At 40.9% G+C, this 14,701-nt stretch carries 11 protein-coding genes; 8 read left to right on the forward strand and 3 right to left on the reverse strand.

The features are described 5' to 3' along the window. The first annotated feature begins 42 nt into the window (after positions 1 to 42). The 8 genes from dnaA to QUE46_RS00040 all read left to right on the forward strand — a co-directional run bounded on the left by dnaA (position 43) and on the right by QUE46_RS00040 (position 10,694). Positions 43 to 1,434, forward strand: coding sequence for a chromosomal replication initiator protein DnaA (gene dnaA, locus QUE46_RS00005; RefSeq protein WP_004588059.1), 1,392 nt, complete (start codon positions 43 to 45; stop codon positions 1,432 to 1,434). 13 nt (positions 1,435 to 1,447) lie between these two features. Next, entirely contained in the window at positions 1,448 to 2,551 is a 1,104-nt protein-coding gene (gene dnaN, locus QUE46_RS00010; protein WP_286245684.1) for a DNA polymerase III subunit beta, read from the forward strand. 14 nt (positions 2,552 to 2,565) lie between these two features. Continuing rightward, complete coding sequence (recF, locus tag QUE46_RS00015; protein ID WP_024032132.1) at positions 2,566 to 3,660, forward strand: DNA replication/repair protein RecF; 1,095 nt, start codon at positions 2,566 to 2,568, stop codon at positions 3,658 to 3,660. 12 nt (positions 3,661 to 3,672) lie between these two features. Beyond that, a complete protein-coding gene (gyrB, locus tag QUE46_RS00020; protein WP_286245685.1) occupies positions 3,673 to 6,099 on the forward strand; it encodes a DNA topoisomerase (ATP-hydrolyzing) subunit B in 2,427 nt (808 codons plus the stop codon). Between the two features lie 140 nt (positions 6,100 to 6,239). After that, positions 6,240 to 7,142: a glycine--tRNA ligase subunit alpha gene (gene glyQ, locus QUE46_RS00025; RefSeq protein ID WP_004588055.1), complete on the forward strand. Its 903-nt coding sequence runs from the start codon at positions 6,240 to 6,242 to the stop codon at positions 7,140 to 7,142. Between the two features lie 2 nt (positions 7,143 to 7,144). Then, positions 7,145 to 9,214 carry a glycine--tRNA ligase subunit beta gene (glyS, locus tag QUE46_RS00030; protein ID WP_286245686.1) on the forward strand — a complete coding sequence of 690 codons (2,070 nt, stop codon included), beginning with the start codon at positions 7,145 to 7,147 and terminating at the stop codon, positions 9,212 to 9,214. Positions 9,215 to 9,286: 72 nt separating this feature from the next. After that, entirely contained in the window at positions 9,287 to 9,736 is a 450-nt protein-coding gene (locus QUE46_RS00035) for a hypothetical protein (protein WP_286245687.1), read from the forward strand. A 433-nt stretch (positions 9,737 to 10,169) separates the two neighbouring features. Next, positions 10,170 to 10,694 (forward strand): transposase, encoded by a 525-nt coding sequence (locus QUE46_RS00040; protein WP_286245688.1) that lies wholly within the window; start codon positions 10,170 to 10,172, stop codon positions 10,692 to 10,694. A gap of 121 nt (positions 10,695 to 10,815) precedes the next feature. On the opposite strand, the gene tusA is transcribed toward QUE46_RS00040, so the two are convergent. From tusA to fadB, 3 genes are all read right to left on the reverse strand, one after another. Next, positions 10,816 to 11,055: a sulfurtransferase TusA gene (tusA, locus tag QUE46_RS00045; protein ID WP_286245689.1), complete on the reverse strand. Its 240-nt coding sequence runs from the start codon at positions 11,053 to 11,055 to the stop codon at positions 10,816 to 10,818. A 244-nt stretch (positions 11,056 to 11,299) separates the two neighbouring features. Continuing rightward, positions 11,300 to 12,469, reverse strand: a complete 1,170-nt coding sequence (gene fadA, locus QUE46_RS00050; RefSeq protein WP_055016201.1) for an acetyl-CoA C-acyltransferase FadA — start codon at positions 12,467 to 12,469, stop codon at positions 11,300 to 11,302. A 4-nt stretch (positions 12,470 to 12,473) separates the two neighbouring features. Continuing rightward, positions 12,474 to 14,633: a fatty acid oxidation complex subunit alpha FadB gene (fadB, locus tag QUE46_RS00055; protein WP_286245690.1), complete on the reverse strand. Its 2,160-nt coding sequence runs from the start codon at positions 14,631 to 14,633 to the stop codon at positions 12,474 to 12,476. Between the last annotated feature and the right edge of the window lie 68 nt (positions 14,634 to 14,701).

Genomic DNA, 14,701 nt, shown 5'->3' on the forward strand with positions numbered 1-14,701 from the left:
TTGATGTGCGGGAATAAAAATTATACCTCTGGGAGTTTAACTGTGTATCTGTCGGTTTGGCAAAGTTGTTTATATGTATTGCAAGATGAGTTGCCTTCGCAACAATTCAGTATGTGGGTAAGACCACTACAAGCAGAAAGTACCGAAGATACCTTAACGATTTACGCACCTAATCGCTTTGTTCTTGATTGGGTAAGAGAAAAGTATTTAAACCGTATTAATGAGTTACTGGTAGAAATTTGTGGTGATGAAGCGCCCGAGTTACGTTTTGATGTTGGTAGTAAACCACTACTAAATACTCAAGCGGCGGCGCCAAGTGTTGAAGCCCCTGCATCACCTAGTTCACAGGCTCCTGCTAAACAGCAACCTGTAGAACAAAAAGCAGCAGTAGAACCAGCGCCTAAATCAGGCTATAAATCTAATATAAAAGATAACTATACCTTTGACAGCTTTGTTGAGGGTAAATCTAACCAGCTAGCAAAAGCGGCTGCAACACAAGTTGCAGATAACCCTGGCTCTGCCTTTAACCCGGTATTTATTTACGGTGGCACAGGCTTAGGTAAAACTCACTTATTACATGCAGTAGGTAATGGCATTATGGCTAACAAGCCCGATGCTAAAATTGTTTACATGCATTCTGAGCGCTTTGTGCAAGACATGGTAAAAGCACTACAAAATAATGCCATTGAAGAATTCAAACGTTATTACCGTAGTGTAGATGCGCTAATGATTGATGATATTCAATTTTTTGCTAATAAAGAGCGCTCACAAGAAGAATTTTTTCATACTTTTAATGCATTATTAGAAGGTAATCAGCAAATTATTTTAACCTCTGACCGCTACCCAAAAGAAATAGAAGGTGTAGAAGACAGACTTAAGTCACGTTTTGGTTGGGGTTTAACAATTGCTATAGAGCCGCCAGAGCTTGAAACGCGCGTAGCTATTTTGATGAAAAAAGCGCAGCAAAGTAAAATTAATTTACCGCACGAAGTTGCCTTTTTTATCGCTAAAAAACTGCGCTCAAACGTACGTGAATTAGAAGGCGCGCTTAACCGTGTAATAGCCAATGCTAATTTTACCGGGCGTCCAATTTCTATCGACTTTGTAAAAGAAGCGCTGCGCGATTTATTGGCACTACAAGATAAACTTGTCACTATAGACAACATACAGCGCACCGTGGCCGAGTATTACAGAATTCGTGTGTCAGATCTGTTATCAAAGCGTCGTAGCCGCTCTATCGCAAGGCCGCGGCAAGTAGCTATGGCATTATCTAAAGAATTAACTAATCACAGTTTACCTGAGATTGGTGACGCATTTGGTGGACGTGACCACACCACTGTATTACATGCGTGTCGTAAGGTTAAATCACTCCGTGATGAGAGCCACGAAATAAAAGAAGATTATCAAAATTTAATAAGAACGTTGTCATCTTAGGGCTGACTTTATTATGCAAATAACCATTTCAAGAGAACAATTTTTAAAGCCATTAGTGCAAGTATCGGGTGCCATTGAGCGTAAACATACGTTACCTATATTATCTAATGTACTGTTAGTGGTAGAAAATGGGCAACTTTCAATGACAGGCACAGACCTTGAAATTGAACTCGTTGCAGGTGTTTTTGTTGGTGATGATATTGCCGATACAAAGTTAACACTACCTGCTAAAAAATTACTCGATATTTGTAAAAGCCTACCAGATGGCTCTGAGCTTACGTTGAGCTTGCAAGAGCATCAACTGCTATTAACAAGTGGTAAAAGCCGCTTTTCACTGACTACACTTGCCGCGGAAGATTTTCCTAATTTAGAGCAGTGGGATGGCGAGGTTGAGTTTCAACTAACGCGTTTAGAGTTACGTAAGTTGCTCGAAAGCACGCATTTTTCAATGGCTAACCAAGATGTACGTTACTACTTAAATGGTATGTCGTTTGAAGTTGATAACGCGGATATTAAAACAGTCGCCACCGATGGTCACCGTTTAGCAATCGCACAAAAAGAATTAAGCCAATCGTTAAATACGCAGCGCCAACTAATAATACCGCGTAAAGGTGTGCAAGAAATTATGCGCCTTATGGTTGCCGATGAAGAATTAGTTACTATTCAATTTGGCGCTAATCATATTCGTATTATTGATGTGGAATTTACTTTTACCAGCAAGCTAGTGGATGGCCGTTTCCCGGATTACCGCCGAGTATTACCGCGTGGTGGAGATAAAGTAATTACCGCTAACCGTGAATGGTTACGTAATGCGTTTCAACGTGTGTCTATTTTATCTAACGAAAAATTTAGAGGTGTGCGTTTAAACCTTGCCAATGGCTTACTTAAAATTACGGCTAATAACCCTGAGCAAGAAGAGGCTGAGGAAATAGTAGAAGTAATGTATGAGGGTGATGAGTTAGAAATTGGTTTTAACGTATCGTATGTATTAGATGTACTAAATACATTAAAAACAGAAGATGTACTATTTACATTAGCAGATTCAAATAGCAGCGCACTTATTGAAGGTGCGGGTGATGAAGAAGCTATGTACGTGGTTATGCCTATGCGATTATAAGATACCAATTATAAATGAGTTTAAGTCACTTGAGCCTCAAGTATTTTCGTAATATTGAGGCACTGACGCTAGAACCAGTCAACGGCGTTAATATAATTTATGGTGAAAACGGCAGCGGAAAAACCAGCCTTTTAGAGGCTATTTATTACCTTTCTCACGGCAAATCTTTTCGAACACCTAAACATAAAAGTATTATTCAACATCAGCAAGATCAGTTTGTAATACATGGCCGCAAAGCGCTACACGACTTGTCTATCCCTATTGGAATTAGTAAAACCCAAAGTGGTGAAACTAATTTAAAAATACAAGGCAAGGCCAGTAGAAAAATCTCTGAACTTGCACAGTTAATGCCTGTGCAGATTATTACACCTGAAAGCTATTCATTGTTTTTTGGTGGCCCAAAAGAGCGACGTAAGTTTTTAGATTTGGGTTTGTTCCACGTGGAACATGAGTTTTTTTATTTATGGCAATCGTTTAATAAAGTGCTTAAACAACGCAATGCATTATTAAAAAGCAAGCCAAAGAATTATTTTGACCAAATTAGGTTTTGGGACAAAGAATTTGTTAGACTGGCAGAACAAATAAATAAATTAAGAATGGCGTATATAAGTAGGTTTAAGCAGCAGTTTTTTGATAAAATGTGTGCAGAATTAACGCTTATACGCGATTTAGAAATCAACTTTAATGCAGGCTGGAAAGACAGTGAGTCTTTAAGTGATGCATTAGAGCAAAACTTTGAGCGAGACGCTCGCCAAGGTTTTACAAGTAAAGGCCCTCATAAGGCTGACTTTAGTTTTAGTGTCGCTGGCAATAGTGTAGAGAATACGTTCTCGCGCGGTCAATTGAAGTTATTGCTTTATGCGTTAAAAGTAACGCAAAATAGTTTAATTGAGTCAGAGACAGATAAGCAATCTATATTGCTAATAGATGATTTACCTTCAGAGTTAGGCGAAGATACAAAAGAGAAAGTGGGACAATTATTGGCTCATTGCAGTTCTCAAATTTTTATTTCTTCAATTTTGTCTGAAAGTATTTCTGCTGTGGTGGAACCCATGCAACGAGAACTACAAATGTTCCACGTGAAACATGGCAACCTAATAACAAGATAAGTGGGATTAACCATGTCTGAGAATTACGATTCGTCGAGTATTAAAGTACTTAAAGGATTAGACGCAGTAAGAAAGCGTCCTGGAATGTATATAGGGGACACCGATGATGGCACAGGCTTACACCACATGGTGTTTGAGGTCGTTGATAACTCTATCGATGAAGCCTTAGCAGGTCATTGTGATGATATTTATGTAACGATTCACTTAGACGGTTCAGTCTCTGTAAGAGATAACGGTCGTGGTATTCCAACTTCTATTCATGAAGAAGAAGGTGTGTCTGCTGCCGAAGTTATTATGACGGTACTGCATGCTGGTGGTAAGTTTGATGATAACTCTTATAAAGTATCAGGTGGCTTACACGGTGTTGGTGTATCGGTAGTAAATGCATTATCAGAAAAACTAACACTTACTATTCGTCGTGAAGGCAAATTACACGAACAAACTTACAGTATGGGCGTACCAAACGCTCCATTAGCTATTATTGGCGACGCTGACACAACGGGTACTGAACTACGTTTTTGGCCAAGTGGTGAAACATTCACAAACCTAGATTTTCATTATGATATTTTAGCTAAGCGTTTACGTGAGCTATCGTTCTTGAACTCTGGTGTAAGTATCATCTTAACTGATGAACGCGAAGAAAATAAAACCGACCACTTTAAGTATGATGGCGGTATTCAAGCGTTTGTTGAGTACTTAAACCGCAATAAAACACCTGTACATAAAGGTGTATTCCACTTTACTCACGAGCGTGAGGAAGATGGTATTAGCGTTGAAGTTTCAATGCAGTGGAACGATGGTTTCCAAGAAAACATTTACTGTTTTACAAACAACATTCCACAACGTGATGGTGGTACTCACTTAGCCGGCTTTAGATCTGCGCTAACACGTACACTTAATAACTACATGGAAAAAGAAGGCTTTAACAAAAAAGCTAAAACAACCAGTAACGCAACGGGCGATGATGCACGTGAAGGCTTAACTGCAGTTGTTAGTGTTAAAGTACCTGATCCTAAGTTCTCATCACAAACTAAAGACAAGCTAGTATCAAGCGAAGTTAAGTCTGCGGTTGAGCAAGCAATGGCTGAAAAGTTCTCTGATTTCTTACTAGAGAACCCAATGGATGCCAAAATTGTAGTTGGTAAAATTATTGATGCAGCACGAGCTCGTGAAGCGGCGCGTAAAGCCCGTGAAATGACTCGTCGTAAAGGCGCTATGGATTTAGCTGGTTTACCTGGTAAATTAGCAGACTGCCAAGAAAAAGATCCATCATTATCTGAACTATACATAGTGGAGGGTGACTCAGCTGGCGGTTCAGCCAAGCAGGGTCGTAATCGTAAAAACCAAGCAATTTTGCCACTTAAAGGTAAAATCTTAAACGTAGAGAAAGCACGCTTTGATAAAATGCTTTCTTCACAAGAAGTAGCAACGCTAATTACAGCACTAGGTTGTGGTATTGGCCGTGATGAATATGATCCAGAAAAACTACGTTACCACAGCATCATTATCATGACCGATGCGGACGTGGATGGTTCTCACATTCGTACATTGCTACTAACATTCTTCTACCGTCAAATGCCAGAAATTGTTGAGCGTGGTTACATTTACATTGCACAGCCACCACTTTACAAAGTGAAAAAAGGTAAGCAAGAGCGTTATATTAAAGATGATCCTGCACTTGTAGATTACCTAACATCACTTGCACTAAACAATGCAGCGCTTTACACAAGCGAATATGCAAGTGCAATTGAAGGTGAAGCGCTTGAGCAAATAGTACAAGATTACCAAAACACAGTTAAAGTAATTGAGCGCTTAAAACGTAAATATCCTAATACGGTAATGGAGCGTTTAATTTACCAAAGCGAGTTAAAAGTTGAAGACTTATCTAACGAAGCTAAAGTAATTGAGTGGACTAAAGAGTTAGTTGACGACTTAGTAGCACGTGATGAAGATGCAACAATTTTCCACGCTGGAACAGAGCATGATGCAGAGCGTAACTTGTACTTCCCGGTTGTGAATATTCGTCAGCACGGTGTGGATAAAGCACACGTATTACATTACGACTTTATCGCCTCGCGCGACTACCAACGCATTGCCGTTACTGGTACGAAGATCGCTAACATCTTAAAAGAAGGCGCATATGTTCAACGTGGTGAGAAAACAAAACCTGTTGATAACTTTGTGGATGCTTTGGAATGGTTGATCGCAGAATCTAAGCGCGGGATCTATATTCAGCGCTATAAAGGATTAGGTGAAATGAACCCTAGCCAACTGTGGGAAACCACAATGGATCCTAGCGCTCGTCGTATGTTACAAGTAACAATTGAAGATGCTGTAGCGGCAGATCAATTGTTTGCAACGTTAATGGGCGATCAAGTTGAGCCTCGTCGAGACTTTATCGAAACGAACGCTCTTCGCGTAGTTAACTTAGACGTGTAAAAAATTATACTTACATCTTAAAAGGAGCCTAAAGGCTCCTTTTTTATTTTAACAACCGCACAAACTGCTTAAAACCTGCGTGTGCACAAGGTATACTGAGGGTAATTTTCACGCTACTTTCAGATAGTAAAAAGCCAAATATGCAAAAATATGACGTTAAAACCTTTCAAGGTTTGATCCTGGCTTTACAGGATTATTGGGCGCAGCAAGGCTGTGTCATTATTCAACCACTTGATATGGAAGTGGGCGCAGGGACATTTCACCCGCAAACATTCTTAAAATCTATTGGCCCAGAGCCAATGTCGAGCGCATACGTACAACCGTGTCGCCGTCCTACCGATGGCCGCTATGGTGAAAACCCAAACCGCTTACAACATTACTACCAATTTCAGGTGGTACTAAAGCCATCACCAGATAACATTCAAGAGCTTTACTTAGGCTCTTTAGAAGCGATGGGCATTGATACCCTAACGCACGAAGTGCGCTTTGTAGAAGATAACTGGGAATCGCCAACATTAGGTGCATGGGGCTTAGGTTGGGAAATTTGGTTAAACGGCATGGAAGTAACGCAGTTTACTTACTTTCAGCAAGTAGGGGGCTTAGAGTGCTCTCCTGTAACCGGTGAAATTACCTACGGCCTAGAACGTTTAGCAATGTACATTCAAGGCGTAGACAGTATTTACGACCTAGTATGGGCAGACGGTCCATTAGGGCGTGTTACATACGGTGATGTATTCCATCAAAATGAAGTAGAGCAATCTACTTACAACTTTGAACACGCAAACGTAGATGACTTATTTGCACAGTTTGATAAGTGTGAAGCTGAGAGCCAAAAGCTAATTGAAGCTAACTTACCACTACCTGCGTACGAGCAAGTAATGAAAGCATCGCATGCATTTAACTTACTCGATGCGCGCCATGCAATTTCGGTTACTGAGCGTCAACGTTATATTTTACGTGTAAGAGCGTTATCAAAAGCATGTGCACAAAGTTATTACGATGCACGTGAAGCGCTTGGTTTCCCGCTGTGTAAGGATAAGTAAGCATGACAGCACAAAATTTATTAGTAGAAATTGGCACCGAAGAGCTGCCACCAAAAGCACTGCGCAAATTAGCAGAGGCCTTTGCCGCTAACTTAACAGCAGAGCTTGAAACACTAGAACTTGGGCATGAAGGCGTAAGCTGGTATGCATCGCCTCGTCGTTTAGGCTTGCAAGTAAAAGCATTAGAAGCAAAGCAGCAAGATAAAGAAGTTGAAAAACGAGGCCCTGCAACAAAAGCAGCATTCGATAGCGAAGGTAACCCAACTAAAGCAGCTATGGGTTGGGCACGTGGTTGTGGTATTGACGTAAGTGAAGCACAAACACTTGAAACCGATAAAGGTGCTTGGTTACTACATATTGCTAAAGTAGCAGGACAAGAAACCAAAACGCTAATGAGCGATGCCATTGCAAAGTCGTTAGCAAAGCTGCCAATACCAAAGCCAATGCGTTGGGGTGCGAATAAAACACAATTTATTCGTCCTGTTCATACCGTAACTATTTTATTTGGCGATGAACTAATTGAAGGTGAAATATTAGGTAAGCAAGTAACTAATCAGTTACAAGGGCACCGTTTTCATCATCCAGAAAAAGTCGCCATTAACCATGCAGACGACGTTTTTGACGTATTAAAATCTGCCTACGTTATTGCTGATTACGAACAGCGTAAAGCGCAAATCCGTGCACAAATAGAAGACGCTGCAAGCGCAGTGAATGCGGTTGTTGCAATGGATGAAGACTTATTAGAAGAAGTTACTTCACTGGTAGAGTGGCCAGTAACGTTAACGGCAACATTTGAAGAAGCATTTTTAGATGTACCAGCCGAAGCGCTAATTTACACCATGAAGGACGATCAAAAATACTTCCCGTTATTAGATCAAAACGGCAAACTTTTAAATAAGTTTTTGTTTGTATCTAACATCGAAAGTAAAGATCCAAGCGTGGTAATTTCAGGTAACGAAAAAGTAGTGCGCCCACGTTTAGCTGATGCGCAGTTCTTCTTTGAGACTGATAAAAAGAAAACTCTAGAAAGCCGCTTAGAGTCGCTAGATACCGTTTTATTCCAAAAGCAGTTAGGTACGCTTAAAGATAAATCTGTACGTATTAGCGAACTTGCAGGATATATTGCTGAGCAACTAGGTGCCGATAAAGACCTTGCAAAACGTGCTGGCCTATTAAGTAAAACAGACTTAATGACCGAAATGGTAATGGAATTTACCGACGTACAAGGTGTAATGGGTATGCATTACGCGCGCTTTGACGGTGAGGCAGAAGACGTAGCTATTGCACAAAACGAGCAATATATGCCGCGTTTTGCGGGCGACAATTTACCTACAAATCTAATCAGCTGTGCAGTAGCCATTGCTGATAAGTTTGATACGCTGGTGGGTATTTTTGGTATAGGCCAAGCACCAAAAGGCGACAAAGACCCATTTGCACTTCGTCGTGCCGCTATTGGTGCACTGCGCATCATGGTAGAAAAAGAACTTCCGCTGGATATTTTAGACTTAGTAGCAAAAGCACAAACACTGTTTGGCGAAAAACTAACTAACCTAAATGTATCAACCGACGTATTTGACTTTATGCTAGGGCGTTTCCGCGCATGGTATCAAGACGAAGGCATTGAAGTAGACGTAATTCAAGCTGTGCTTGCACGTCGTCCTACTAAACCTGTTGATTTTGATCGCCGAGTTAAAGCGGTAAGTCACTTCCGTACGTTAGAAGCCGCAGAGGCACTTGCAGCAGCTAATAAGCGTGTAGGTAATATATTAGCTAAAAATAACATTACCACCGCAGGTGATGTGAATGAGAGCTTATTAAGTGATGACGCAGAAATAGCACTTGCCTCACAAGTTGCTAAGTTTGCCACCGAACTTGCGCCGCTTTACAGCGATGGTAACTACCAAGAGGCATTGAGCCAATTAGCCGGTATTCGCCAAAGTGTTGATAACTTTTTTGACAACGTAATGGTTATGGCCGACGATGAAGCTGTAAAGCAAAATCGTCTTGCGCTATTAAGCCAGTTAAGCCGCTTATTTTTAGATATTGCAGATATATCTGTACTACAAAAATAACATAGCTTAAGCCAATAAAAAGCCAGCGTACTGCTGGCTTTTTAGTTTTAACAGAACCAAGGACACCCATTAATGATGCCAATGAAACGAATTTTAACTCTGGCTATTGCCGGCCTACTTACCGCGTGTACTAGCCAAGTGTCGATTAACGATGTATTACCACAACAAGAGCTAGATAAAACAATTTACCTAAGAGGCGACTTTACACTGTGGGATGCCGAGCCTCAGTATCAGTTTATGCCAGTGGGCGGCGCACTTTACCAAGCCGAAGTTAAATTTAGTACGCCAGGTAAAGTGTACGAATTTAAAATAGCCGATGCCGATTTTAGTGAAGGCTACAACTGTGGCTATAGCGATGCACAACCTGCAGGGCAAAAACTAACACTTGGCCAAGCAGTGCTTGCCGACTGTAATACCATTTATAATTATTTTAGCTACTCGCCAGCAATAAAAGGCACCTACATAGTAAGCATTGATTACAGTGATTATGATGAGCCGAAAGTGACGATTACTAAGAAATAGCTGTTAGTTGAGAGCTGTCAGCTTTTAGCTGCCCGAGTGTGTTTATAGATTTGTGACAAGGATGTTGTAGGTTGGGTAGAGTGAAACGAAACCCAACATGTGTGACGAATAAAGCTGTTCGATGGTTATCAAATACGTTGGGTTTCGTAAAACTCAACCCAACCTACATCAAGAATAATTTTTATTGATTTCTATAAGCAATCAATCAAATTTATGAGCTTAGTTAGTCTAATTACAGTCGTAAATCAAAAGCGTGATAAAGGATAAGTAGATTTTAAGTAGGTTGGGTAGAGTGAAACGAAACCCAACATATGCGGCGAATAAAACTGTGCTAGTGGTTATCAAATTCGTTGAGTTACGTAAACTTGTCTTGATTACAATTAACAAAACTAATCTATACTCTTATTTATCTGTTTATTTTATGGATAAAAATATGCGTTATAAGCGTATGTTAGAGGCGGGTGCATGTTATTTTTTTACGGTAAATTTAGAAGATAGATCTCAGCCTTTGCTTGTGGAAAATATAGAGTTATTACGCCGTGTATATTTAAAGGTGGCAAAAAAGCATCCAATAAAGACGATTGCAATTGTTATCATGCCCGATCACCTTCATGCTATTTGGCAATTACCTAAAGGTGATAGTAATTACGCAATGCGTTGGCGACTTATTAAATCAGGCTTTTCTCGAGAGCTGCCATCAACAGAGTTTTGTAATAAAAGTCGAATAGCCAAAGGTGAGCGCGGGATTTGGCAGCGTCGCTATTGGGAACATAAAATTAGGGATGAAGAAGACTTAAACAACCATATTAATTATATTCACTACAACCCGGTGAAACATAACCATGTTATTAAAGTGAGTGATTGGCCATTTTCAAGCTTTCATCAATACGTTAAAAATTCTAAACTAAGCCAATATTGGCATTGCAATAGTGATTCATGCACTTTGTATGATGAATAATATTTCGGTGGTATAAAACAAGTTGGGTTTCGTAAAACTCAACCCAACCTACATTTGGCTTATGTTCTTAACGATGCGTTAAATATTAAAAAAACCAACTTACTAAACCAACTTTCAAACCTTAAAGCCCTTTCTTCACCACATATCTATACGGTGATTCTTCAACATCTTTAGCCACCAGCGTGTGATCCATAAACGTACAAAAGCTTGGAATATCACGAGTGGTTGATGGGTCGTCGGCAATGATAAGCAGTGTTTCGCCGTCATTAATTTTGCGAATAGCAGCACGTATCATCATTACAGGTTCTGGGCAGCGCAGGCCCATGGCGTCTAATTGGTGATCGGGGTTATCAAAGCTCATAAAAAGTTACCTGTAAAAATAGTCGCGGCTTGGTTAGGTCGGGTAGTTTAGCGCAAATAAACCTGTGGGTTAACTATTTTGCATCTAACGAATCAGCTCAATAAAGTAAAAAACAATCTGGCTTAAATTTAATACACCCGATCACATTATTCATTTAGCTGGTGGCACAATAAAAAAAGGCGAACTGATTTGCATCAGTTCGCCTTTTTAATCACCAAGATGGTTTACATGTTTAAGCTAATAGTTAGTCTTGAACACGTTCAAATACAGTCGCTATACCTTGGCCTAAACCAATACACATAGTTGCTAAACCGTATTTTGCATTTTTATCTTCCATTAAGTGAATAAGCGAGGTGCTAATACGCGAACCCGAACAACCCAGAGGGTGACCAAGTGCGATTGCGCCGCCGTTTAAATTCACTTTTTCGTCTACCACGTCTGCTAAACCTAAGTCTTTAAGTACAGGTAGTGACTGTGCTGCAAAGGCTTCGTTAAGCTCTGCTACGTCAATGTCATCAATAGTAAGGCCAGCTTGCGCTAATGCTTTTTTACTTGCTGGTACTGGGCCGTAACCCATGATTGATGGATCGCAACCGGCAACCGCCATTGCTTTAACACGTGCACGAATTGGTAAACCTAGCTCTTTTGCTTTTTCTTCGCTCATTACTAACATGGCTGATGCGCCATCAGAAAGTGCAGAAGATGTACCCGCAGTAACCGAGCCAGAAGCTGGGTTAAATACTGGGCGAAGTTGAGATAAACCTTCAACGGTTGTTTCAGGACGAATTACTTCATCATCTTCAACTAGAATAAGTGAACCATCGGCTGCATGTCCTTCCATTGCTAAAATTTCGCGGCGGAAGCGTCCTTCAACTGTTGCAGCATGTGCACGTTGATGTGAGCGGTATGCAAATTCGTCTTGCTGCTGGCGGCTAATTCCGTGAATAGTAGCAAGGTATTCTGCAGTTAAACCCATAGAGCCAGATGCTTGTGCAATTGAAGTTGCTAAGCCTGGGTGAAAGTCGTTACCGTGAGTCATAGGAACGTGACCCATGTGCTCAACACCACCAATTAGGTAAGTGTCGCCAGCGCCTGTCATAATTGCGCGAGCAGCGTCATGCAATGCTTGCATTGACGAGCCACATAAACGGTTAACGGTTGTAGCTGGTACTGAGTGTGGAATACCTGCAAGCAGTGATGCGTTACGTGCAACGTTAAAGCCTTGCTCTAATGTTTGCTGTACACAGCCCCAATAAATATCGTCAATTGATGCAGGATCAACTGCTGGGTTGCGCTCTAATAACCCTTTCATAAGGTGAGCACTTAAATCTTCCGCACGCTTGTTTTTAAATACGCCACCCTTTGAGCGACCCATTGGTGTGCGGATACAATCTACAATTACTGGATTATTCATGATATTAACCTTCCACCTTATAGAAAACATGACCTTCTTCGGCCCATTTGCGAGTTTGCTCTGATACTTGGTAAATCGCACCTAGGTGAGCATATTTGTCTGCTGCTGCAACAAAGTTAGCTAAACCCGTTTGATCTAAGTAACGGAACGCGCCGCCTCTAAATGGAGGGAAACCAACGCCGTATACAAGGGCCATATCTGCTTCTTGAGGAGAAGCAACAATGCCTTCTTGTAAACAAAGTAGTACTTCGTTGATCATTGGGATCATACAACGGTCAATGATTTCTTGTTTATCAAATTCTTTAGGTGCATCAGTAATTGGCGCTAGTAGCTCAACTGCTGTTGCATCGGTTGATTTTTTAAGGCGACCACGACGGTCTGTTTCGTACTTGTAAAAGCCTGCTTTGTTCTTTTGACCAAAACGTTTTTCGTTAGCAAAAACAGTAACCGGATCTTTTTCTGCACGTGCCATACGCTCAGGGAAACCGTCTGCCATTACGCCAGTACAATGATAAGCCGTATCAATACCTACAACATCAAGTAGGTAAGCTGGGCCCATTGGCCAGCCAAATACGTTTTCCATTACTTTATCTACTTTTGTAAAATCAGCGCCTTCAACCACTAATTTGCTAAAGCCTGCAAAGTAAGGGAATAAAACACGGTTTACAAAAAAGCCTGGGCAATCGTTAACAACAATAGGTGACTTGCCAAGTTTAAGGGCGTAATCAACGACTGCGTTAATTGTTTTATCAGAGGTTTTTGCACCACGGATAATTTCTACTAATGGCATTTTTGGCACTGGGTTGAAAAAGTGCATACCACAGAAATTTTCTGGCTTATCGAGTGCTTCTGCAAGCAAATCAATACAAATAGTCGATGTGTTTGATGTAAGTACAGTGCCTTCAGGCATGTTCTTTTCAAGGTCGGCTAATACTGATTGCTTAACTTTAGGGTTTTCTACTACGGCTTCAACAATAATGTTGGCGTTTTGTAGGTCGGCATCGTTAAGTGTTGGCTTAATTTTGCTAAGCGTTGCCAACATTTTTTCCATTGGCATGTGGCCGCGTTTAACTTTAGCACCAAGTAGTTTAGACGCTTCACCCATACCTAAATCTAGCGCATCCTGTTGGATGTCTTTCATTACAATAGGGGTACCTTTATAAGCCGACTGGTATGCAATACCGCCACCCATGATACCTGCGCCTAATACAGCAGCTTGTTTAATTTCAACATCGCTGTGCTTAGCAAGTTTACGTGCTTTGCCTTTAATGAACTGGTCATTTAAGAAAATACCGGTTTGTGCTGCAGCTTCGTTAGTGCGTGCAAGTTTTGCAAAGTTAGCATTTTCGATTGCCATTGCTTCGGTACGATCACAGTTTGCCGCTGCTTTAATAGTACGTACTGCCATAACCGGAGCAGGATAGTGGCCTTTGGTTTTACCCATTACCATACCTTCAGCCATAGCAAAGCTCATACCTTGCTCAACACGGTTTAATTTCAGTGGCTGTAGTTTTACGTTGCGTTTTGCTTGCCAATCTAGCTTGCCAGCAATAGCTAATTCAAGTGTTGCTAGGCTTGACTCTAAAAGTTTGTCAGCACTAACTACCGCGTCAAACGCGCCTACTTTAAGGGCATCGGCTGCGCGGTTTTCAGCGCCTGAGGTAATCCAAAGCATGGCGTTATCTGCGCCGATAATGCGTGGTAAACGCACTGTGCCACCAAAACCAGGCATAATGCCTAGTTTAACTTCTGGTAAGCCCATTTTAGCTGTTTCGCTTGCAACACGATAATCGGTAGCAAGTGCCCACTCACATCCACCACCAAGTGCCAAGCCATTTATAGCGCTAAGGGTTGGGAATGGTAAATCTTCGATTGCGTCAAAAACGTCGGTTGCGTTTTTAATCCACGTTACTAACTCTTCTTCTGGTTTAGTAAATGTTGGTAAAAATTCGAAGATATCTGCACCAATAATAAAGTGATCTTTATCACTGGTAAAAATCATGCCTTTAATATCAGAATTAGACGCTAATTCTTTTAATGCGGCTGCACAATCTGAAAGAGTTTGCTGAGATAGTGTGTTTACAGAGCCTGCAACACAAAACTTAAACTCGGCGATGTTTTCCTTTAGGAAGCTAACTTCAAAGGAATCGCTTTTATATAACATTATTATTCTCCCTAGTTGACGAACTAAGACTGGTACGATGAGTTTGCATTTCGACCAGTGTGCTTGCT

The sequence above is a fragment of the Pseudoalteromonas sp. MM1 genome (assembly GCF_030296835.1).
In the GTDB taxonomy this organism is placed as follows: Bacteria; Pseudomonadota; Gammaproteobacteria; order Enterobacterales; family Alteromonadaceae; genus Pseudoalteromonas.

Coding starts and splice junctions, on each gene's coding strand:
- dnaN (WP_286245684.1), top strand. CDS start 1,448: ATGCAAATAACCATTTCAAGAGAACAATTTTTAAAGCCATTAGTGCAA.
- recF (WP_024032132.1), top strand. CDS start 2,566: ATGAGTTTAAGTCACTTGAGCCTCAAGTATTTTCGTAATATTGAGGCA.
- gyrB (WP_286245685.1), top strand. CDS start 3,673: ATGTCTGAGAATTACGATTCGTCGAGTATTAAAGTACTTAAAGGATTA.
- glyQ (WP_004588055.1), top strand. CDS start 6,240: ATGCAAAAATATGACGTTAAAACCTTTCAAGGTTTGATCCTGGCTTTA.
- glyS (WP_286245686.1), top strand. CDS start 7,145: ATGACAGCACAAAATTTATTAGTAGAAATTGGCACCGAAGAGCTGCCA.
- QUE46_RS00035 (WP_286245687.1), top strand. CDS start 9,287: ATGATGCCAATGAAACGAATTTTAACTCTGGCTATTGCCGGCCTACTT.
- QUE46_RS00040 (WP_286245688.1), top strand. CDS start 10,170: ATGCGTTATAAGCGTATGTTAGAGGCGGGTGCATGTTATTTTTTTACG.
- tusA (WP_286245689.1), bottom strand. CDS start 11,055: ATGAGCTTTGATAACCCCGATCACCAATTAGACGCCATGGGCCTGCGC.
- fadA (WP_055016201.1), bottom strand. CDS start 12,469: ATGAATAATCCAGTAATTGTAGATTGTATCCGCACACCAATGGGTCGC.
- fadB (WP_286245690.1), bottom strand. CDS start 14,633: ATGTTATATAAAAGCGATTCCTTTGAAGTTAGCTTCCTAAAGGAAAAC.